At 31.7% G+C, this 20,527-nt stretch carries 22 protein-coding genes and 1 tRNA gene; 12 read left to right on the top strand and 11 right to left on the bottom strand.

Going from position 1 to position 20,527, the window contains the following annotated elements; all coding sequences use genetic code 11:
* Positions 1-119: 119 nt before the first annotated feature.
* The 5 genes from nadC to N5D46_RS05150 are packed head-to-tail and all read right to left on the bottom strand — an operon-like array spanning position 120 to position 5,573.
* Positions 120-983, bottom strand: coding sequence for a carboxylating nicotinate-nucleotide diphosphorylase (gene nadC, locus N5D46_RS05130; RefSeq protein ID WP_219033810.1), 864 nt, complete (start codon positions 981-983; stop codon positions 120-122).
* Positions 983-1,873, bottom strand: a complete 891-nt coding sequence (locus N5D46_RS05135) for a hypothetical protein (RefSeq protein WP_280049328.1) — start codon at positions 1,871-1,873, stop codon at positions 983-985. The genes nadC and N5D46_RS05135 overlap by 1 nt, the downstream gene beginning before the upstream one ends.
* Entirely contained in the window at positions 1,873-3,438 is a 1,566-nt protein-coding gene (gene nadB, locus N5D46_RS05140; protein ID WP_280049329.1) for an L-aspartate oxidase, read from the bottom strand. Before nadB ends, N5D46_RS05135 begins: the two co-directional genes overlap by 1 nt.
* The gene (gene nadA / locus N5D46_RS05145) at positions 3,438-4,442 is read right to left on the bottom strand and encodes a quinolinate synthase NadA (protein WP_038337116.1); all 1,005 of its coding nucleotides are present in this window, start codon (positions 4,440-4,442) and stop codon (positions 3,438-3,440) included. The genes nadB and nadA overlap by 1 nt, the downstream gene beginning before the upstream one ends.
* 12 nt (positions 4,443-4,454) lie before the next feature.
* Positions 4,455-5,573: a C1 family peptidase gene (locus N5D46_RS05150; RefSeq protein WP_280049330.1), complete on the bottom strand. Its 1,119-nt coding sequence runs from the start codon at positions 5,571-5,573 to the stop codon at positions 4,455-4,457.
* 239 nt (positions 5,574-5,812) lie between these two features.
* On the opposite strand from N5D46_RS05150, the gene N5D46_RS05155 reads away from it, so the two are divergent.
* Complete coding sequence (locus tag N5D46_RS05155) at positions 5,813-7,168, top strand: orotate phosphoribosyltransferase (protein ID WP_125349589.1); 1,356 nt, start codon at positions 5,813-5,815, stop codon at positions 7,166-7,168.
* 73 nt (positions 7,169-7,241) lie between these two features.
* Here the strand turns inward: N5D46_RS05155 and N5D46_RS05160 are convergent, their stop codons facing one another.
* Positions 7,242-7,448 carry a T9SS type A sorting domain-containing protein gene (locus N5D46_RS05160; RefSeq protein ID WP_347881017.1) on the bottom strand — a complete coding sequence of 69 codons (207 nt, stop codon included), beginning with the start codon at positions 7,446-7,448 and terminating at the stop codon, positions 7,242-7,244.
* 471 nt (positions 7,449-7,919) lie between these two features.
* Here N5D46_RS05160 and N5D46_RS05165 point away from each other — a divergent pair, with 471 nt between their 5' ends.
* The 9 genes from N5D46_RS05165 to N5D46_RS05205 all read left to right on the top strand — a co-directional run bounded on the left by N5D46_RS05165 (position 7,920) and on the right by N5D46_RS05205 (position 16,162).
* Entirely contained in the window at positions 7,920-10,361 is a 2,442-nt protein-coding gene (locus tag N5D46_RS05165; RefSeq protein WP_280049331.1) for a TonB-dependent receptor, read from the top strand.
* A gap of 129 nt (positions 10,362-10,490) precedes the next feature.
* On the top strand, positions 10,491-11,447 hold the full coding sequence (locus tag N5D46_RS05170) for an LD-carboxypeptidase (protein WP_280049332.1): 957 nt from the start codon (positions 10,491-10,493) through the stop codon (positions 11,445-11,447).
* Entirely contained in the window at positions 11,434-12,069 is a 636-nt protein-coding gene (gene upp, locus N5D46_RS05175) for a uracil phosphoribosyltransferase (protein ID WP_280049333.1), read from the top strand. The genes N5D46_RS05170 and upp overlap by 14 nt, the downstream gene beginning before the upstream one ends.
* Before the next feature lie 10 nt (positions 12,070-12,079).
* Complete coding sequence (locus N5D46_RS05180; protein ID WP_125349580.1) at positions 12,080-12,445, top strand: YraN family protein; 366 nt, start codon at positions 12,080-12,082, stop codon at positions 12,443-12,445.
* A gap of 9 nt (positions 12,446-12,454) precedes the next feature.
* A complete protein-coding gene (locus N5D46_RS05185; RefSeq protein WP_180905395.1) occupies positions 12,455-13,126 on the top strand; it encodes a DedA family protein in 672 nt (223 codons plus the stop codon).
* A 50-nt stretch (positions 13,127-13,176) separates the two neighbouring features.
* Entirely contained in the window at positions 13,177-13,815 is a 639-nt protein-coding gene (locus N5D46_RS05190; RefSeq protein WP_280035410.1) for a VTT domain-containing protein, read from the top strand.
* Between the two features lie 3 nt (positions 13,816-13,818).
* Positions 13,819-14,421, top strand: a complete 603-nt coding sequence (locus N5D46_RS05195; protein ID WP_280049335.1) for a hypothetical protein — start codon at positions 13,819-13,821, stop codon at positions 14,419-14,421.
* Between the two features lie 48 nt (positions 14,422-14,469).
* Positions 14,470-14,991 (top strand): DUF4833 domain-containing protein, encoded by a 522-nt coding sequence (locus N5D46_RS05200; RefSeq protein ID WP_114998697.1) that lies wholly within the window; start codon positions 14,470-14,472, stop codon positions 14,989-14,991.
* Between the two features lie 46 nt (positions 14,992-15,037).
* A complete protein-coding gene (locus tag N5D46_RS05205) occupies positions 15,038-16,162 on the top strand; it encodes a GNAT family N-acetyltransferase (protein ID WP_280049337.1) in 1,125 nt (374 codons plus the stop codon).
* A 42-nt stretch (positions 16,163-16,204) separates the two neighbouring features.
* Here N5D46_RS05205 and N5D46_RS05210 read toward each other — a convergent pair whose 3' ends face one another.
* Both N5D46_RS05210 and N5D46_RS05215 read right to left on the bottom strand, forming a co-directional pair.
* The gene (locus tag N5D46_RS05210; protein ID WP_125349576.1) at positions 16,205-16,444 is read right to left on the bottom strand and encodes a CsbD family protein; all 240 of its coding nucleotides are present in this window, start codon (positions 16,442-16,444) and stop codon (positions 16,205-16,207) included.
* A gap of 343 nt (positions 16,445-16,787) precedes the next feature.
* Positions 16,788-16,869: transfer RNA gene (locus N5D46_RS05215), tRNA-Leu, on the bottom strand.
* Between the two features lie 117 nt (positions 16,870-16,986).
* Between N5D46_RS05215 and N5D46_RS05220 the strand changes: the two genes are divergently transcribed.
* Together N5D46_RS05220 and aat are read left to right on the top strand one after the other, a co-directional pair.
* A complete protein-coding gene (locus N5D46_RS05220) occupies positions 16,987-17,358 on the top strand; it encodes a DUF3127 domain-containing protein (protein WP_038336420.1) in 372 nt (123 codons plus the stop codon).
* An 84-nt stretch (positions 17,359-17,442) separates the two neighbouring features.
* On the top strand, positions 17,443-18,075 hold the full coding sequence (gene aat / locus N5D46_RS05225; protein WP_280049340.1) for a leucyl/phenylalanyl-tRNA--protein transferase: 633 nt from the start codon (positions 17,443-17,445) through the stop codon (positions 18,073-18,075).
* Positions 18,076-18,115: 40 nt separating this feature from the next.
* On the opposite strand, the gene N5D46_RS05230 is transcribed toward aat, so the two are convergent.
* The 3 genes from N5D46_RS05230 to N5D46_RS05240 form a co-directional block, all read right to left on the bottom strand.
* Positions 18,116-18,886: a DUF3108 domain-containing protein gene (locus N5D46_RS05230; RefSeq protein ID WP_280035402.1), complete on the bottom strand. Its 771-nt coding sequence runs from the start codon at positions 18,884-18,886 to the stop codon at positions 18,116-18,118.
* Positions 18,887-18,995: 109 nt separating this feature from the next.
* Positions 18,996-19,289 carry a NifU family protein gene (locus N5D46_RS05235; protein WP_038336433.1) on the bottom strand — a complete coding sequence of 98 codons (294 nt, stop codon included), beginning with the start codon at positions 19,287-19,289 and terminating at the stop codon, positions 18,996-18,998.
* Between the two features lie 15 nt (positions 19,290-19,304).
* A complete protein-coding gene (locus N5D46_RS05240) occupies positions 19,305-20,405 on the bottom strand; it encodes an Mrp/NBP35 family ATP-binding protein (RefSeq protein ID WP_114998705.1) in 1,101 nt (366 codons plus the stop codon).
* Positions 20,406-20,527: the final 122 nt, after the last annotated feature.

A 20,527-nucleotide genomic window follows, 5' to 3' on the forward strand; every position in this document is an offset into this window, starting at 1 on the left:
AGCTTGCTTTATATTTTTTTGAAGTTTTCAGTTATACAAAATTTAAATATTTTAAATTCTGATAAAATAGACATTCTCTTTTACTCAAATGCAAACTTTTAAGAAAAATTGTTAAAAAACTAAGCTTTCACAGCTTTTAAACTCAAGTCAAAGTTAGGAGCAGAATGAATAATCGCACCAGAAGAAATAAAATCAACACCAGTTTCGGCAATTGCACGAACAGATTCTTTTGTAATTCCACCCGAAGCTTCAGTTTTTACTTGTCCATTTATATATTGAACAGCTTCTTTCATCGTTTCGAGATCAAAATTATCCAACATAATAAAATCAACATTTGCCTCCAAAGCTTCTTTTACCTCATCCATATTGCGCGTTTCCACCTCTATTTTTAGATGTAAATGATGTTTTTCCAAATAATCTTTGGTTTGCGCAACTGCTTTAGTAATATTTCCACAAAAATCGACATGATTATCTTTTAACATCACCATATCGTATAATCCAAAACGATGATTTTCTGCGCCCCCAATTTTAACAGCCCATTTTTCTAACATACGAAAATTAGGTGTTGTTTTGCGTGTATCCAAAATTTTGGCATTTGTTCCGCTTACCAATTCCATCATTTCATGTGCATAAGTCGCAATACCAGACATTCGTTGCATACAATTCAACGCTAATCGCTCGCAAGTTAAAATTGATTGCGAAGAACCTTTCACTTTGAACGCAATATCACCAAATTGAACTTTATCGCCATCATTTATATATTGTTCTATTTTTAAAGATGGATCAAACGTATCGAAAATAATTTTTGCTAATTCAATTCCAGCTATTATTCCGTTATCTTTCACTTTCAGTTCAGCTTCTTGAATTGCATCATACGGAACCGACGCTAAAGTTGAATGATCGCCATCGCCAACGTCTTCTAAAAAAGCTTGACGAATAAAAAGTTGTAATTTTTCTTGTGTGATATATGGAGGAAAATTCATTATCTATATGTTAAGGATGCAAATTTTGATTGATTAAATTCTTTCTTGGTTTTGTATTCATAATATTCAGCCCAAGTACCGTTTTCTTCACGCACAACTGTAATCAACACTTGTACTGAAGGATCATTTTCGAAGAAATTTTTGATTTGAAGTTTATATTCTTTGTCATCAATTTTACCTTTTGTAATGTCAATTGCTCCAGATTTAAAAGCCACATCAAAAGCAGTTGCATAAGGATCAATAGAAGCCATTTCGAAAAGATTAGAAAACTTTCCTAAATAATATTCTCGACTTCCATTATTACCAAAAGTTGTTAAATTAAATTCTTTATCAATTCTTACTTCAATCGTTTCTTCATCAGTTTTTAAAGTAAACAATACACGATTTTCTGAAGGGAAAGTTTCAAAATCATTATTTTTTTCTGCCGATTCGTAACGTAAAGGCATTGTATATTTCATCGCAACCGCTTTTCCATCGACTCCTTTTGCAGGCGTCATTTTCAGATTAGCTCGCTCCATTTTATTGTTCAACAAAACTAAACTCGACAATGCTACACTATTAAAAATTGGATTTGAACCATCAGTCGAGACATCATCAAAATTACCATCTTCATTAATTTTAAAACCTAATTTAGATTGAGCAGTTTCGATATGAAGATAATCAGCAATATTAGAAAAGAATGAAATTTGAGTTTGAATATCTTGATTCAAGTTTTTGTTCATACATGTTTGTAACTCGCTATTCTCTTTGAAATTTTCGCAACCAAAATACACAACCGCTTTCTTAGCTTCTTTACCAAAAGTCAAACTTACGTTTTGTTTTTCTTTCGAATTTTGAGCAAAAGAAAAACTCATTGCAAAACATGTAACGAACAGATATAACTTCTTCATTAATTAAAATCTTTGTTGTAAAAAGTTCCTCGATTTTCTTTTTGATTGATACTTTGCTCAATGATTAAATGTGCTACATCAACCAAATTTCGAAGTTCTAAAATTTTAGGTGAAACAATCGTAAAATAATAAATTTCGTTGACCATTTTCTCAATTTCATTGATACGATTCTGTGCAATTTGCAAACGATTATCACTTCGTACAATTCCGACCAATTCGCTCATCATCGCTTGTAATTGTTTGCGTAAATAAGAAATCAATACTAATTCTTCTTGCACTTTCATCCCTTCTTCGTTCCATTCTGGAAACTCAAAATTATAAATCGAAAATTGATTATCATTTAATAAATCGACCGTTTTTAACGCTGCACGATGACCAAAAACCATCGCTTCTAACAACGAATTCGAAGCCAAACGATTTGCACCATGTAAACCTGTATTCGAACATTCGCCAACCGCAAACAAATTCTCGATAGATGTTTTTCCTTCTAAATCGACGTCTATTCCACCGCACAAATAATGCGAAGCTGGAACAACCGGAACCAATTCGGTAAACATATCGTAACCTTCGGATTTACATTTTTCGTAAATATTCGGGAAATGCTCCAAGAATTTTTCTTTCTCTAAATGTCGACAATCAATATAAACATAATCATCTCCACGCAATTTCATTTCGTTGTCAATCGCACGCGCCACAATATCACGCGAAGCCAATTCTTCACGTTCATCATATTTATGCATAAACAATTCGCCATCTTTTGTACGCAATTTTGCTCCAAAACCACGAACTGCTTCCGAAATCAGAAACAATTGCCCATCAAACTCACTGTAAAAAGCTGTTGGATGAAACTGAATAAATTGCATTCCCGAAACGGTTGCTTTCGCACGTCGAGCCAACCCAATTCCGTCACCAGTTGCAATAATAGGATTCGTTGTATTTTTATAAACATGACCAACTCCGCCAGTTGCTAACAAAGTTACTTTGGCTAAATGTTGCTCAACTTTATCGGTATTCAAATCTAAAATATATGCACCAAAACATGTTATTTTATCTGTATTATCTTGACGAAGATGATGTTCTGTAATTAAATCAACTACGAAATGATGTGTTAGCATTTTGATATTTGGGTAAGATTTTATTGCTTCGAGCATTGCACGTTCAATTTCCCAACCCGTAATATCTTTGTGATGAACGATTCGGTTTTCGGTATGACCTCCTTCTCGACCTAAATCATAAATCCCCTCATGATTTTTATCGAAACGAACACCCCAATCAATAATTTCATTGATGCGTTCTGGCGCTTCTTTTACGACAACCTCAACCGCTTCTAACTTACACAAACCATCTCCTGCACGAAGTGTATCTTCGATATGTTTTTCAAAACTATCCTTTTCGAAATCACTTACCACAGCAACTCCACCTTGTGCATATTTTGTATTTGTTTCGTCTTCGTTTGCTTTTGTTACAATTGTAATTTTTGCATCGGGATAACGAATCGCAATTTTCAGCGCATAAGAAAGTCCGGCAATTCCAGAACCAATGACTAAAACATCTTGAATAGCCATTATTTTATTTTTTCTGATAAATCTAACATTCTATTAATTGCAGCTAATGCTTTCACTCGCAATTCTTCTTCGATTTGTATTTCTGGCAATTCATATTTCATGCACAGATATAATTTTTCTAATGTGGATAATTTCATGTAAAAACATTCAGAACAATTACATGATTCATCTTGAACCAAAGCAGGAATTAATGTTTTATTCGGCGCAAGTTTTTGCATTTCGTGTAAAATTCCTTCTTCCGTTGCCACAATAAATTCTTGTGCATCATTTTCTACCACATAATCTAACAAACGAGAAGTTGAACCAATAAAATGTGCAAACTTCAATAAATCTTCTTGCGCTTCTGGATGCGCAATTAATTTTGCATTTGGATGATCTGCCATTTGTTGTGCAATTCGTTCCAATGAAAACGCTTCATGTACGATACAAGCTCCATCCCACAAAATCATTTTGCGATTACAAACTTGATTTAAGTATCGACCTAAATTACGATCTGGCGCAAAAATAATTTCTTGATCTTCTGGCAACGAATTAATAATCGCTTCCGCATTCGAAGAAGTGACAATAATATCTGATTCTGCTTTAACACCCGCATCACAATTGATGTAACTTACCACAATCGCATTTGGATGTTGCTCACGTAAACCACGTAAACCTTCTGCCGAACATGAATCTGCCAAAGAACAACCTGCTTTTGTATCTGGTAAAACCACTTTTTTAGACGGATTCAGAATCTTTGCGGCTTCCGCCATAAAATGAACACCACAAAAAACAATCATATCAGCTTCAGTTTTTGCAGCTGCACGAGCCAATTGCAATGAATCACCTAAATAATCTGCTAAATCCTGAATTTCTCCTGACTGATAATAATGTGCCAAAATCACCGCATTTTTCTCTTTACGTAATTTATTGATTTCCGCAATCAAATCAGTGCCTTTTGGAATTTCTACATCCAAATAACCTTTATAATCTAGTTTCTCTATCGCTTGTTCTAATGTATTCATTTGTTAGTGGTTTTATTTTATTCCTAATTGCTTTTTCACTTCTTTTGACAACGCATCTTTGTGCACTGTAAAAGCGATAGATTTCATTCTGAAAAATGATTTCGACATATAAATGTGCCCATTATTTCCCAAATCTGTTGTTCCCCAAGAATTTTTTACATCATAATATTGATTTCCCAATTGATCTTTCAAAATTCCCGTAATATGCATTAAATGATCGTCTTCTGTCGAATAATCTTCGAAAGCCGCTTGACGTTCATCAGCAGAAACCCATTTTTCAGGTAAAATCTGAACAAAATAATCTGATTCTAAACCTTCTGAAGGCCAAATTGCCATTCCATACTTTTTAGAAAATGTTTTTTCAGAAACATCTGTATCAAAAGCCGCTGTATATCCTTTATATAACGCTTCGTCCAAGACTTTCATGTATTCATCTAATGGTAAATTATAATATGAACCATTTGAAAAATTATCTGGCACTTGCAAAATAAATTGTGAATAATAAGGCGCTTGCTGAAAAGATGTCAAGGTTACATAATCATCAGGATTTATTTTCAAGGCTTTTGCAAATTCTTGTGGCGTATATTCTTTTCCTTCGAATTTGAATTTTGTCGGAGGAACACCTAATTTATCATTCAATTTTTGATCAAATTTTGATTTCCAATCTGCAGTTAAATATTTTTTAGGATTTTTTACAATCGAATCTAATCCAACTTTCAAATCCTTTACCAACATTTCGTGGTTATGTTTCACATCTGTTCCATTCGCAAAACCTGCATAAACTTCGTTTGGAACTAATCCATTTTTACGAACCGAGTTTAATACATCATGCGACAAACCTCCTTCACTAAATTGTGCTTTTCCTTGGCGATATATATAATTATAAGCTTTTACAGGATAAGTAAAACGCACATTATACATTTCCGATAAATCGACATCTTTTCCTGTCAAACGCTTCACTTCCGATTCTAAAAAAGAAGTTGTCGAAAATGACCAACAAGTTCCCGTTTTTCCTTGCGAAATAATAGGAAGTGCAGAATTATTAACTAATTCTTTGAATTTGAAAGGCGTTTCTTGTGCCGAAACCAACATACTTACAAAAGCGATGCTAGCGAATATATATTTTTTCATTTGTGTTTGTATAGATTTCAAAAGTAAAGTTATTTTATGAAGTTTTCATCTAAAACGGCTCCAAATTGAATGTTTCTTAATTAGAAAAATTATTTCAGAATTTATAATATTTCACTTTTCGAACAAATTATAAATCAAATCAGTATAAATATTCAATTTTTATTCATCTTAAAATTAATTTTCGTGAAAATGCCATAAATGACTCAAAAACCTATTAACTTTGCTCAAACATTACACAGATGCAACCAAGAGAAGATTTTTTATTGAAAGCTTACGAGCTGGGAATTATAAAATTTGGAAATTTTACTTTAAAAAGTGGTATAGAATCTCCTTTCTATGTCGATTTAAGACCTTTAGCTTCGAGTCCACAATTACTAAAAACTTTAGCAAATAACTTATTAGATTTAGTTGAAGATGTAGAATACGACTTGATTTGTGGTGTGCCTTATGCAGCTTTGCCAATGGCGACTACAATGAGTTTAACATCGAATATTCCTTTGATTATTAAACGTAAAGAAAACAAAGGTTACGGTACTAAACGTATGGTAGAAGGTGTTTTTGCGGAAGGACAATCTTGTCTTTTGGTCGAAGATGTAATTACTTCTGGACAATCTTTATTAGAAACAATTGATCAAGTTGAGCGCGAAGGTTTACGTGTAAAAGATTTGGTGGTTGTTTTAGATCGTGCGCAAGGTGGATCTGAAAAATTGAAAGAACAAGGTTACAATGTGAAAACGTTATTTACAATTCACGAGGTAATCGATATTTTACATAAATATCACCGTTTAAGTGATGATGAAGCGAAAAAAATCAAAGACTTTTTAGCTCTACCTCCAGAAGCGGTTCCTGCAAAACAACGTATTGCATTGGAAAACAAAAAAATTGTACATCCAGTTGGAAAACGTTTGGTTGAATTAGCACTTAAAAAACAATCAAACTTAATTGCTTCTGCAGATTTAATTACTTCTGAAGAAATTACAGATTTCGCTAAAAAGGTTGGTGATCATATTGTTGCGTTAAAATTACATTCAGATATTATTCAAGATTTTTCGGATAACTTAATTGTTGAGTTGAAAAAAATCGCACGTGAAAAAGAATTCTTATTATTCGAAGATCGCAAGTTTGGAGATATTGGAAATACGCAAGAATTACAATTTAAGAAATCGATTTACAAAATTTCTGATTGGGCAGATTTAGTAACTGTTCATCCAATTGGAGGTTTAGAATCATTAAAAGTTTTCGAAAATACCGGAGTTATCACAATTGTTGAAATGTCTTCGAAAGGAACATTGACTGATGATTATTACTTTACAAAAGCAATTAATGTTTCGGAACAATCTGGAAATGTTTTAGGAGCTGTTGCACAACGCCAAATTCCTGATAACTTGTTATTGTTTACGCCTGGTGTTAATATTTCTTCGACTGGAGATAGCAAAGGACAACAGTATAATACGCCAGAATTAGTTTTCAAAAATTACCACACAGACTTTATGATTGTTGGTCGTGGAATTTACAAAGCTGCTGATGTAAAAACTGCGGCAAAAGAATACCAAACGTTAGGTTGGGTTTCTTACCTACAAAGTTTGAATGACTAAGATTTAGATAAATTTCAAAAATATAAAAGCAAGCTATTTCAGCTTGCTTTTTGTTTTTTATTTGGTAAGAAATCTACTTCAATATAAATTTATGCGAAACACTATTTCCATTATCATCTTGAATTGTTGCGACATAAAATCCTGCTGATAAGTTAGAAAGATTTACACTTCCATTAGAATTTTCAGTATTTATCGTTTTAATCATTCGTCCTATTGCATCAATAATATTAATCGAAATTGGAGATTTAAAATTTAGTAGATAATTATAGATTACTAATATTTGTTAAAAATTAACATTTTTTTATGTGATCTATGAAAACTTTTTTTTTATAAAGTGATTTTAATAAATTAACGATATTTTAAAAACTATTGTTTTATAAATAAAAAAGTTATTGAATTTAATTTTATTAATACTGATTCTAAATAATTAATTTTTTCTTGAGTTTTCATCTTTTTTCTAAAAAAAAATCATTGTATTCCTATAATTAATGTTAAAAATTAACATTTACATTATGTTAATTTTTAATTAAATGTTAAATAATCTTTAAAATTTAATAGAATTACTTCATATAATTTAAAATATTGATAAAATATCGACTATTTTGAATAAAAAATAATAATTAATAATTAATATTTAAGATGTTAATTGATTTTATAAAATTTTACCATAATTTAACAATAATCTCATTTAAAGTATAGAAATTTGCGGAAGTAAACTTTTAAACTATTTCATAAGATGAGGTTAAACTCAATGAAGCTTTTATTAGTAGGAGCTTTTGCCTTAACGGCAACATTATCTTTCGCTCAAGTTGTTGAACCAACAGATTCTACAAAAGTTGTTCAACAAGAGGACGAAAATGTGTCTTTAGTAGAGACATTAATTATAGGTAAAGGAGTAATTGATCTAGCTGAAGACAGAAAAACACCAGTTGCATCAACTACAATTACTAAAGAACAGATAGAGCGAAGCACTGGAGGAGGTGATGATATTACCAAAGCCTTTGTTAATACACCATCTGTATATGTAGCAGGACAATCAGGAGGGTTTGGTGATTCTAGAGTTGTTACACGTGGTTTTGATCAATCTAACACGGCATTTTTATTGAATGGGCAACCAATCAATGATATGGAAAGTGGTAGAGTATATTGGTCAAACTGGTCGGGTATGTCTGATATAGCTTCTGCAATTCAAATTCAAAGAGGTTTAGGATCATCAAAAATAGCCATTTCATCTGTAGGGGGAACATATAACTTTATAACAAAAGCTACAGAAAAGAAAGAAGGAGGTGTTTTTAGAGCAGGAATAGCAAATGATTATTATTACACTTCGACATTAGCCTACAATACAGGGTTAATCAATAATAAATTTGGTGTTTCCTTATTATTAAGTCATTGGCAAGGTAACGGATACAATGATGGTACTAAAGGTCAAGGACAAAATTATTTTATCTCATTTGGCTATAAACCATCTAAAAATCATACATTAAACTTCTTATTGACAGGAGCACCTCAGTGGCATGATCAAAATTATGCTCAACCAATATCAACTCTTTTGAAATATGGGCGTAAGTTCAATGGAAATCAAGGTTATTTACATGGTGAACTGTTTAATGAAAGAAGAAATTTCTACCATAAACCCGTAATGAATATAAACTGGGATTTTGATATAAATGATAAAACTAGTTTATCTACAGTTCTTTATGGTTCTTGGGGTCGTGGAGGAGGAACAGGACCTTTGGGTAGAGCGACAACTGACTCTGATACAGGATTAAAATTAATCCAAAATCAGTTTGATAGACAAAGTCAAGCAGGTGGAGCTTCTAGTTATGCCATAAGATCTAACGTAAACAATCATCAATGGTATGGAATGCTTTCTAATCTAAAGCATAAATTCACAGACAAATTAAATTTGAATGTAGGTTTTGATCTTAGAGCATACGAAGGAGATCATTTTCAACAATTAGCGAATTTAATGGGAGGTGATTACTACACTGTAAGATCGGGGACAAATGTTAGATATCCAAATGGTTATAATGTTTCCAAAACGTTTTCTACAAATGATCCATGGAAATTGAATAATTACGCTAAGAATGACACAGAAAAAACGAGTTATGATGATAGAGAAAGAGTGAATTATGGAGGTTTATTTACTCAGTTAGAGTATTCAACAGATGCATTTAGTACATTTTTTCAAGGATCGGTATCTAATCAAACTAATCAACGTTGGGATTATTTTAAATATACTGAAGAAAACGAAAAATCTGAAAAATTATCAAACTGGGGATATAACCTAAAAGGAGGTGTTAGTTTTACTATAGCAGAAAATCACATGATTTTTGCCAACTCTGGATTCTATTCTCGCCAGCCATTTAGTAGAGCTTTATTTTTAAGAAATAGTAATGAAGCAAATAATAATACTAAAAATGAAGAGGTATTAGGTATAGAGTTTGGATATAAATTCAAAGCTAGAAATTTTTGGGCAAACTTGAATGGATATTACACAAATTGGAAAAATCGTGTAACAACAGACTCTAGAACTGCTACATCAACTGATATAAGTAAATACGGCGTAGAAAGTGGTTCAATTATAAATTTAGTAAACCAAGGTGTTGAACAAAGACATAAAGGACTAGAACTGGAAATGGGATACAAACTAATGAGAGTATTAGAATTGACAGGTTTCGCTTCTTTAGGAGATTGGAAATATAGAGGACAATCTACGACATTTGTATATGGAGATAATCAAAATTACTTAGATACTACAAGCGAAAACCTTGATAAATTGAAAGTAGGAGATGCTGCACAAACACAATTTGGATTAGGTATGAATTATAAAGTCATAAAGAGTATTTCTGTTAATGCAAATTATCGCTATCAAGGAGATTTATATAGTTCAAGAGTTAGTTCTGTAGTTGATGATACATCAACAAGAGGATCTGGTAATTTAAAATTGCCTTCATACAATTTAATGGATGCTGGTATTTCTTGGGAGCATAAATTAACAGATAGAAATAAATTAACTTTACGTTTTAATGTAAATAATGTATTTAATCATATTTATATTTCTGAAGCAACTACAAACTATCAAGCAGATTACAAAGGAGCTGATACATATAAAGGAATTAACGTAAACAACCAAGTTTATTTCGGATACGGAAGAACTTGGAATGCTACAATAAAAATTACAATATAATTAGTTGTTATATATAATTTATAAAAAAACCAATCTATTAAAGATTGGTTTTTTTGTTGATAAAATTCAAGTTAATGGTTCACTCATGTATTTTTTGTTTCTATCTTTGGGACAGGTAATTTTACAAAAATGATTCAGCCCAACTTTTTAAAAGAAGGTGATAAAATAGCAATTGTTGCGCCAGCAAAACGAATGTTACAAGGCGAATTGGACGAAGCAATAGACTTAATAAAATCGTGGAAATTGATTCCTGTTCTTGGGAAAAATATTTATGCTGAATATGATTTTGGCTACAAATATGCTGGTACAGATGAAATCAGAACCGAAGATTTTCAATGGGCATTAGATGATGCTGAAATCAAAGCAGTTTGGTGCGCGCGCGGAGGATATGGTTCAGTAAAAATTATTGATGAGTTAGATTTAACTAATTTCAAAAAGTCTCCAAAATGGATAATTGGTTATTCTGATATAACTGTTTTTCACAATCATTTTAACCGATTGGGTTTTCAAACAATACATGGTGTTACAGCGAAGAAATTAGCAAATACCGAGTATCATCCAACATCTTATCAAAGTGTTTATGAAGCATTGTTTGGGAAGGAAATTAATTACGAAATTCAATCACATGCTTACAATAATTTAGGCGAAGCAAAAGGAGAATTAATCGGAGGAAATCTTTCGATTGTGTATTCCCTTTTAGGGAGCGAATCTGCGATTACAAATCCTTCGGATAAGATTTTATTTTTAGAAGATTGGTTCGAGAATTGGTATGCAGTTGATCGAATGTTGATGAATCTTAAACGCAACGGAATCCTCACTCAAGTAAAAGGAATTATTTTAGGAAATTTTACACACATGGATACGGAAGAAGAAAATGCTGATAACTACAATCATCCATTCGATCCAAAAACTTTTGAAGTCATTCATAGTTTCACCAAAAATCTAAATATTCCTGTCGCTTTCGGATTTCCTGCAGGTCATACAGGTCACAATGTTACACTAAAAATGGGTGCGAAAGTTCAGTTAAATGTTACTTCAAAAAATGTAACTTTGCATCATTATACAAACAAATATGAAACAAGATAATTTAACAGTCATTACTCACCCGTTGGTAAAAGCAAAAATTACGCAAATGCGTGATAAAAACACAACAACAAAAGAATTTGGTGAATTAGTAGACGAAATTTCAGGTTTAATGTGTTACGAAATTACACGTCATATTGAGCTTGAAGAAGTTGAAGTTGAAACGCCAATTACCAAAACAATCGGTTACAAATTAAAAGGAAATGATATGGCTATCGTTCCAATTTTACGGGCAGGATTGGGAATGGTAAAAGGAATTCATCAATTAATTCCAACTGCGAAAGTTGGTCATATTGGGCTTTACCGCGATCATGATACATTGCAACCTGTCGAATATTTGTGTAAACTCCCAACTGATTTAGATTCTCGCGATGTGATTTTGGTAGATCCAATGTTAGCAACCGGAGGTTCTGCAATCAAAGCAATCGAAATTCTAAAAGAGAAAGGAGCAAAATCTGTTCGTTTGGCTTGTTTAGTTGGTTGTCCGGAAGGAGTGGAAGCTGTACAAAATGTTTATCCAGAAGTTCCAATTTTCTTGGCTGCTTTAGATGAAAAATTGAATGAAAATGGATACATCGTTCCAGGTTTAGGTGATGCTGGAGATCGTTTGTACGGAACAAAATAATTTTTTTTGAATGAGTATTAGTTACGATTTCGGAAAAGAAGCAGAAGATTTTGCTGTTAATTATTTAATCCAAAATGGATACAAAATATTGGCTCGAAATTATTTTTTCAGAAAAGCCGAAATCGATATTATTGCTCAATTTGAAAATGAGATTGTTATTATAGAGGTTAAGAGTCGTACTTCAAATTATGTTGCCGAGCCAGAAAGTTCTGTTAACACAAAGAAGAAGAAATTGTTAATTCTTGCCGCAGATGATTTTATTCAGAAAAATAATTTTATTTCTGAGGTAAGATTTGATATTTTAGCACTTTTAAAAAAACAACAATCTTGGAGCGTAAATCATATCAAAAATGCATTTAATGCTTCGGAAATTTAATCAACTTTTATGGAAGTATTTATGAGTCTTTTTGACTTTATTATGCATATCGACCAGCATTTAGCAGAGTTTGCAAATGAATATGGTTTGTGGTTGTATGCAATTTTATTTTTAATCATTTTCGTGGAAACAGGTGTAGTTGTGATGCCTTTTTTACCTGGAGATTCATTGTTGTTTGCGGCAGGGATGTTAGCTGCACAAGAAACAAATGATATGAATGTGTGGATTATGATTGCAATTCTTTTGGTGGCCGCGATACTCGGTGATACGTTGAATTATACCATCGGGAAAAAAGTTGGTTACAAAGCAACTAAAGTTAAGATTTTTGGTAAAAATTTCATCCAAGAAGAACATATCAATAAAACGCACGAATTCTACGAAAAATACGGTTCAAAAACCATTGTAATTGCACGTTTTGTACCAATTGTAAGAACTTTAGCGCCTTTCGTTGCAGGAATTGGGAGAATGGGATACTCTATTTTCATTACATATAATGTGATTGGAGCCGTGTTATGGGTTGTTGGTTTAACACTTATTGGATACTTTTTAGGAAATATAGAATGGGTTCAAAATAATTTTTCTAAAGTAATTTTAGGAATAACAATCGCTTCTGTACTTCCAATTTTAGTGGAAATTATCAAAGAAAAGTTCGGCAAAAAAAAGGTAGCTGAACAAGAATAACTATAAAAACTTAACTCGACTTCGGTCGAGTTTTTTTATACCTTTAAATCATGGAAATTTTAGATTATATTCTACATATCGATAAATATTTAGAAACCATTTTGAATGATTATCAACATTGGTTTTACTTGATTTTATTTCTCTTAATCTTTATCGAAACAGGTTTGGTTGTCATGCCTTTTTTACCTGGAGATTCGCTTTTATTTGCAGCAGGGATGTTAGCTGCGGCTTTTCCAGCTCAACTCAATATTTATATTGTATTAGGTTTACTTTGGATCGCGGCAATTGCAGGCGACACAGTCAATTATACGATTGGGAAAACCTTAGGAACGAAATTAGTTACAACTAAAATTTTCGGTAAACGAATTATTAAAGATTCTGCGATACTAAAGACCGAAGATTTCTTTACAAAATATGGTTCAAAAACCATTGTAATTGCACGTTTTGTTCCGATTGTAAGAACGCTTGCACCTTTCGTTGCAGGGATTTCTAAAATGCATTATGGTACATTTATTATATATAATTTTATCGGAGGAACAATTTGGGTTTTCGGGATTACATTGGCTGGCTATTTCCTTGGAACAATTCCATTTATCAAAAACAATTTCGAAATTGTCGTAATGGCAATTATTGTGTTTTCTTTGGTTCCAATTATTGTAGAATTCGTCAAAGAGAAAATAAAAAAATAAAAAATGAGTACAGAAAATTCGATTTTCATCATCTTACTTTTGTTAATAATTTTTCTACCAATCATTTTATTTATCATTGATTCTCAAAAAGAATATAAACACGAAAATGATGAAGTTATTCGCGTCAAAATTGGTTTTTTAAGCTATATTTCAGTTTTTAATATGATTCTTTTTGCAATTCTTTGTCTTACTTTTTTATTTATAGCTTATCAATTATTGTTTGTGACAGATTTCATTTTAACTAACATAATTATTGGAATGATTTTTTTGATACTATTCTTTTTTTTTACCATTCCAGTTGTCAATACTTACAATCATCTCTTAAAGGAATCTAAGCGCGAAATTTATTTTTTCAGGAATAAAAAGGTTTTGTTCGTTGTAGAAAAAGAATCAGAAATTACTATTGATTTAGAAGATGAAATGATTGAAATCAATCACGAAGTTTCTAATAAAAGTTCTAAATATCAAACTGGTCATGGTAAATATAATTTTATTCAGAATGATGAAATTATTCCAATTTCAGATTTAATCAAATTTCCGCAAGATTTTCTTGATCAAAATAATATTGAGCAAGTTAAAGTTTCGAAACTTTTTATTTGGATTTAGATAATCATTCAAATAATTCGTATCTTCTATTTTTAAAAATATCAATCAATGAAAAACCTATTAATTATTTGTTCTATCCTTTTTTCTTTTGTTGTAAATGCACAACAAGGTTATCCTGTTCCTCCAAAATCAGAAAATAGATTATTCTATATTCAGCACAACGACAATAAAAATACGTTTGTTTACGATGCACTTTTTTCGAGCAAAGGAATTTTAGATGATGATAATCCAGTTGATATTTATCGCATTCTTTATGCTGAAGATGGCTCAAAAAAGCCCTTGACTTCTATACAAAAGAAATTGGCATATGGTTTAGATATTAAGAAAATTGAAAAGAATGTTTTTCAGTTGACATTAGTATCTTATCCAACTCAAAAATTAACGCTTAAGCTTGATTCTCAAAAAAATCCAATTGTTCAAACAACTGTTAATAACAAGTTGATAACACTGAATCGTGTTTTCTTAAAACAGAAGAAAGGAACGGCTGGAATTTCGGTAAAGCTTGATTATATTTTATTTTACGGAAAAGATAAAAACGGAAAATCTGTAGAAGAGAAAATTGTTCTCTAAAAAATTCTTCCTAAATTAGAATCTGTTAGACGCAATTTAATAGCATATGATCGAAGTAAGAGAGGTGAATACGCCAAGTGAAATGAAGAAATTTGTCGATTTACCTTTTGAAGTGTATAAAGATAATCCGTATTGGGTGCCTTCTTTAAAGAAAGATGAACTCGCAAGTTTTGATAAAAATAATGCAATTTTTGAGACGGTTGAAGCTAACTATTTTTTAGCTTACAAAGGAAAAGAAGTGGTTGGACGAATTGTTTCGATTATTAATTGGACCGAAGTAAAAGAACTTGGAAAGACTAAAATTCGGTTTGGTTGGTTAGTTTTTAAAGATGATATTAACATTCTGAAAGCTTTATTAACAACTGTTGAAAACATTGCTAAAAAAAATAAACTGAGTTATATAGAAGGTCCGATGGGATTTTCGAATATGGATAAAGCGGGGTTATTAACAGAAGGATTTGATAAAGTTGCAACTTTAATCGGTTTGTATAATTACGAATATTATCAAACATATTTGCAAGAATTAGGTTATCAACCAAAAGCCGAATGGTTAGAATATTCTATTGATATTGCTAATTTGGGTAAGGTAAAACAAATGGATAAATTGTGCGAAATGCTCAAAAAACGTTACGAAATTGATACGTATAAATTTGAAACAATTGACGAAATGTTACCTTATGTTGATGAGATGTTCGATTTGTTGAATGTGACGTATGCAGAATTGCAAAGTTTTGTTCCGATAGAAAAATTTCAGGTTGAACATTACAAAAAGAAATATCTAAAATTTATTCATCCTGATTTTATTTCGTGTGTAAAAGATAAAAACAACAAAATGATTGCTTTTGCGATTACAATGCCTTCATTTTCGAAAGCATTTCAGAAAACGAAAGGAAAATTGTTTCCATTTGGTTGGTGGCATTTGATGCAAGCGCAAAAAAAGAACGATCATGTCGAATTTTATTTGATAGGAATTGATCCTCATTATCAAAATAAAGGTGTAAATGCCTTGATTTTTAAAGAACTTTATGATCGATTTATAGCAAGAGGGATTAAAACTTTAGAAACGAACCCTTTGCTTGAGGAAAATACAAAAGTGCAACAATTATGGAAAAACTTTGATCCTGTTGTTCACAAGCGACGAAAAACATTTTATAAAAATATAGAAGCATAAAAAAATGGTTAGAACCTAAATTCTAACCATTTTCTATATCAACTAAGCTTGTGGCTGATTATTTTTCGCATTATCTTCTGCATCTTCATCTGTGTCAACCCAATCTCTAATTGTACTTTCAATTTCTTCGATTGTTTTTCCTGTTTTTTCTTGAATTTTTCCAACGATATCGTCAAATTTTCCATTCAAAAAAGTATCATCATCATCAAACCAATCTCCAAATTTTTGTTTAACAGATCCTTTGATTTGATTCCATTTTCCTTCTAATTGTAATTTGTCCATAATTTTTGTTTTATAAGTTGTTAATAGATTTGTTATCTATAAAGAACAAATATTAAACCATAGATAATGGAATAATTATAAATTAATGTTAAAAAAAATGAAGAATAATTTCCTCAGAAAACTGCGAAGTAAATCAAAATAATGATGATAATAACAACCACTATAAATTCAAAAATGGGGATAGTTCTCCCTCCAGATTTCAAATTTCTTTTTCTTTTCGAATACATACCAAACCAACTTATAACCAAATAATGATCTAAATTTATGAAAAATATTATAAATCATTAGAAAACAATAAATCATAAAAAAAGACTTTGAAAATATTTCAAAGTCTTTTCTGTTGTACGGGCGGGGAGACTCGAACTCCCACACCTTGCGGCACTAGATCCTAAGTCTAGCGTGTCTACCAATTCCACCACGCCCGCTAAAATCTCACCGATTTGGATTGCAAATATACACAAGTTTTCTTTCTAACAAAATTTCGAAATAAAATTTTTTTAATCTTTTTTTACATTCTAAATTTGTACAAAGCTTTTACAAAAATGGAAATTACAGGAAGAATTAAAAAAGTATTTGAAACTCAAAATATTACTGCAAGTTTCAAGAAAAGAGAATTCGTTGTTACAACGCAAGAACAATATCCACAAGATATTTTAATTGAGCTTACACAAGATAAGACTGATGTGTTGAATGCTTACAAACCTGGTGATGAAGTGAAAGTTTCTATCAACATTCGTGGTCGCGAGTGGGTGAACCCAGAAGGTGTAGCAAGATATTTCAATACAATCCAAGCGTGGAGAATTGAGAATATGGCGAATGCAGCTGCACAAGCACCTCAAGGTTACGATAATTTTGCACCAGCGCCTCCAGTAGATACTTTTTCTAACGGAGATGATGATGATTTACCATTCTAAGGAAAACAAAACATCAATTAATACTAAACGTGTTCTTCATTGGACACGTTTTTTTAATTTTATATAAATTATACACAAAACGATATGTATTGGTTAAGTTCTGATTTAATCTTTCCTGATTACGATGAAGTGAACAGCGAGGGAATTATAGCTGTTGGAGGAGATCTTTCGCCAGAACGCTTAATTCTGGCTTATCAGAAAGGAATTTTTCCTTGGTTTAATGAAGAAGATCCAATTATTTGGTGGTTTCCTCAAGATCGATTTGTCTTGTTTCCAGAAAATTTACATGTTTCGAAATCGATGAAGAAAGTTTTTCGAGATCAAACATTTACCTATTCAGAGAATAAAGCGTTTCGAGAAGTGATTACAAATTGTTCGCAAGCGTATAGAAAAGATCAGGACGGAACTTGGATTACAAATGATATGATCGAAGCATATTGTACGTTACATGAAATGGGAATTGCAAAAAGTATTGAAGTTTGGCAAAACGACGAATTAGTTGGTGGTTTTTATGGAATTGATATGGGCGGTATTTTTTGTGGAGAAAGTATGTTTGCGAAAGTGAGCAACGCTTCCAAAGCTGGTTTTATACAGTTTGTTGCAAAATATCACAAGAAATATAAATTGATCGATTGTCAAGTTTATACCGAACATTTAGCGAGTTTGGGTGCAATGGAAATTCCGAGTGATGTTTTTTTGGAATATTTGGAGAAATAAAAAAAAGCGAAATTCGGATTTCGAACTTCGCTTTTTCAATTTACTTCGTAAAAGTAATAGGATATTTTAGATTGCTATACTCGTTAAGATCTGCATTTAACGATCCAACTAATAAACCCGCTTTTATTTTTAGCGGAACTAAGTTATCATCGTCAGAAATCCACATTGTAACCGATTCTGATTCTTTGAAAACACGACCAGATTGTACATACGGACGAATTTTGATTGCTGCAATTTTTCCGAATTTTGTTTTTAGGGTTTCACGTCCCAAAACTTTCAATCGAAATTTAAGCGTTTCATCACCAAGAAAAATATTTTCGTTCAAATAATCTCCTGTTTTAAGAGTGGTATGATTGGCATTACGTAAGCTATAAAAAGCAGAAAGTAAATCTTGCGCATCGTAAGGAATCGTTTCTGTTGTAACTTTTCCATCTCGTTTATTTTCGACTTTTGCTTTTCTATTGGCATGATCAAAATAATAAATTTGATGACGTTTGTAACTTCCTTCTACAATATTTCGAACAAATTTTGTAGGTTTCAAATCTGTTTTGTCAATATACGATTCGTAATTATCATCTACCTTAAAAAAAGCACGCACAGCACCTGTTGAAGTTCCTTTTCCTATGATGTGATAATGGCTTTTTCCATTCAATGTAGCTTCTCTTACATCAATGGAAGCAAAACCTGCATTCAATCCAGAATAATGAACTCTAAATTTTAGATTTTCGCCAACTTTGTAGTTGTTTTGAGCATTTAAAGGCAATGCAAATGAAAGGACAATAAAAGTAAAAAATAAAATATATTTTTTCATTTTGAATTTTTGGTTTTGAGGTTAAGATTCAAATTGTTTGCCAAAAATAATAAAACGCCTTTATAAATTGATATAAAGGCGTTTTAATTTATGAGAATCTAATGATATTCTAATTTTCTTCTTTTAAGGAAGATATTTGATCTGCTTCAGTTGAAGTTTCAAAATCTGAAACATTGATAACCGAAACTATTTCTGGAACATATTTTTTGATGGTCATTTCAACACCTGACTTTAAGGTCATTTGGTTGACAGAACATGCTATACATGCACCTGTAAGGCGAACTTTTACAATATTATTATCTTCTACAGATACTAATTCGATATCGCCTCCATCTGAATTTAAGAATGGTCTAATTTCAGTTAAGGCCTTTTCAACTTCTGAATATTTTTCTTCTGGAGTCATGATCTTTTACTTTTTTTAATTTTTTGCCGAACAACCTGCCATCGTTGTAATACGAACGGCTTCTGTTGGAGGCAAAGTATTGTTACGTTCTACTAAACTTTGTACTGCGTTACGTGCAATTTCTTTGTAAACATTAGCTACAACAGTATCTTCTTGCATTGCAGCTGGACGACCAACGTCAGCAGCTTCGCGAATAGATTGTACAATTGGAATTTCGCCTAAGAAAGGAACACCAATTTGTTCTGCTAAGTTCTTTGCACCATTTTGTCCAAAGATATAATATTTGTTGTTAGGTAATTCTTCTGGTGTAAAATACGCCATATTTTCTACAATTCCTAAAACTGGAACATTAATCGCTTCCATTTGGAACATTCCAACTCCTTTTTTTGCATCTGCTAATGCAATATTTTGAGGCGTAGAAACTACAACAGCTCCTGTAATTGGAACTTGTTGAACGATAGATAAATGAATGTCACCTGTTCCTGGAGGTAAGTCGATTAATAAGAAATCTAATTCTCCCCAATGTGCATCACGAATCATTTGATTCAATGCTTTTGCAGCCATCGGTCCTCTCCAAACAATTGCTTGATCTGTATCAGCAAAGAATCCAATTGATAATAATTTAATTCCGTAAGCTTCTACTGGTTTTATTTTCGTTTTTCCATTAACTTCTACAGAATATGGACGAGCATCTTGACAATCGAACATAATTGGCATAGAAGGTCCGTAGATATCAGCATCTAATAAACCTACCTTGAATCCCATGTTTGCTAAACTTATTGCTAAGTTTGATGAAACAGTAGATTTACCAACACCACCTTTACCTGATGCTACAGCGATAATATTTTTAACACCTGGCAATTCAGAACCTTTGATTTCGTTCGGATTTTTTTCTTCAACTTCAACAGAAATGTTAAGTTTAAGATTTGACTCAGGTAAATTTTCTTTAAATGCATTTTTCAACGCAATTTCCAAACGCTTGCGTTCGTGCATTGCAGGCGAAGGAGAAACAATATCCAATATAATATCATTTCCCATCACTTGAGCGTTACGCATCCAATTGCGAATACCTAATTCTTCTAATACTTGATATATTTGATCTCTTGTGTAAGCCATCTTTTAATTTTAATGAGACAAAATTACGAAGAATCAAAGACTTTAAATAATCTAAAAACGTGATTTTAATTGTTTTGCTTTATAATTTGATAAATAGACTTAATTTGATGTATATTTAAACT

The sequence above is a fragment of the Empedobacter sp. GD03865 genome (assembly GCF_029840775.1).
Taxonomy (GTDB): Bacteria; Bacteroidota; Bacteroidia; order Flavobacteriales; family Weeksellaceae; genus Empedobacter; species Empedobacter falsenii_B.

What these genes read in the sequence shown, in the direction of transcription:
- nadC (WP_219033810.1), bottom strand. Translation starts at nt 983, where the DNA reads ATGAATTTTCCTCCATATATCACACAAGAAAAATTACAACTTTTTATT.
- N5D46_RS05135 (WP_280049328.1), bottom strand. Translation starts at nt 1,873, where the DNA reads ATGAAGAAGTTATATCTGTTCGTTACATGTTTTGCAATGAGTTTTTCT.
- nadB (WP_280049329.1), bottom strand. Translation starts at nt 3,438, where the DNA reads ATGGCTATTCAAGATGTTTTAGTCATTGGTTCTGGAATTGCCGGACTT.
- nadA (WP_038337116.1), bottom strand. Translation starts at nt 4,442, where the DNA reads ATGAATACATTAGAACAAGCGATAGAGAAACTAGATTATAAAGGTTAT.
- N5D46_RS05150 (WP_280049330.1), bottom strand. Translation starts at nt 5,573, where the DNA reads ATGAAAAAATATATATTCGCTAGCATCGCTTTTGTAAGTATGTTGGTT.
- N5D46_RS05155 (WP_125349589.1), top strand. Translation starts at nt 5,813, where the DNA reads ATGCAACCAAGAGAAGATTTTTTATTGAAAGCTTACGAGCTGGGAATT.
- N5D46_RS05165 (WP_280049331.1), top strand. Translation starts at nt 7,920, where the DNA reads ATGAAGCTTTTATTAGTAGGAGCTTTTGCCTTAACGGCAACATTATCT.
- N5D46_RS05170 (WP_280049332.1), top strand. Translation starts at nt 10,491, where the DNA reads ATGATTCAGCCCAACTTTTTAAAAGAAGGTGATAAAATAGCAATTGTT.
- upp (WP_280049333.1), top strand. Translation starts at nt 11,434, where the DNA reads ATGAAACAAGATAATTTAACAGTCATTACTCACCCGTTGGTAAAAGCA.
- N5D46_RS05180 (WP_125349580.1), top strand. Translation starts at nt 12,080, where the DNA reads ATGAGTATTAGTTACGATTTCGGAAAAGAAGCAGAAGATTTTGCTGTT.
- N5D46_RS05185 (WP_180905395.1), top strand. Translation starts at nt 12,455, where the DNA reads ATGGAAGTATTTATGAGTCTTTTTGACTTTATTATGCATATCGACCAG.
- N5D46_RS05190 (WP_280035410.1), top strand. Translation starts at nt 13,177, where the DNA reads ATGGAAATTTTAGATTATATTCTACATATCGATAAATATTTAGAAACC.
- N5D46_RS05195 (WP_280049335.1), top strand. Translation starts at nt 13,819, where the DNA reads ATGAGTACAGAAAATTCGATTTTCATCATCTTACTTTTGTTAATAATT.
- N5D46_RS05200 (WP_114998697.1), top strand. Translation starts at nt 14,470, where the DNA reads ATGAAAAACCTATTAATTATTTGTTCTATCCTTTTTTCTTTTGTTGTA.
- N5D46_RS05205 (WP_280049337.1), top strand. Translation starts at nt 15,038, where the DNA reads ATGATCGAAGTAAGAGAGGTGAATACGCCAAGTGAAATGAAGAAATTT.
- N5D46_RS05210 (WP_125349576.1), bottom strand. Translation starts at nt 16,444, where the DNA reads ATGGACAAATTACAATTAGAAGGAAAATGGAATCAAATCAAAGGATCT.
- N5D46_RS05220 (WP_038336420.1), top strand. Translation starts at nt 16,987, where the DNA reads ATGGAAATTACAGGAAGAATTAAAAAAGTATTTGAAACTCAAAATATT.
- aat (WP_280049340.1), top strand. Translation starts at nt 17,443, where the DNA reads ATGTATTGGTTAAGTTCTGATTTAATCTTTCCTGATTACGATGAAGTG.
- N5D46_RS05230 (WP_280035402.1), bottom strand. Translation starts at nt 18,886, where the DNA reads ATGAAAAAATATATTTTATTTTTTACTTTTATTGTCCTTTCATTTGCA.
- N5D46_RS05235 (WP_038336433.1), bottom strand. Translation starts at nt 19,289, where the DNA reads ATGACTCCAGAAGAAAAATATTCAGAAGTTGAAAAGGCCTTAACTGAA.
- N5D46_RS05240 (WP_114998705.1), bottom strand. Translation starts at nt 20,405, where the DNA reads ATGGCTTACACAAGAGATCAAATATATCAAGTATTAGAAGAATTAGGT.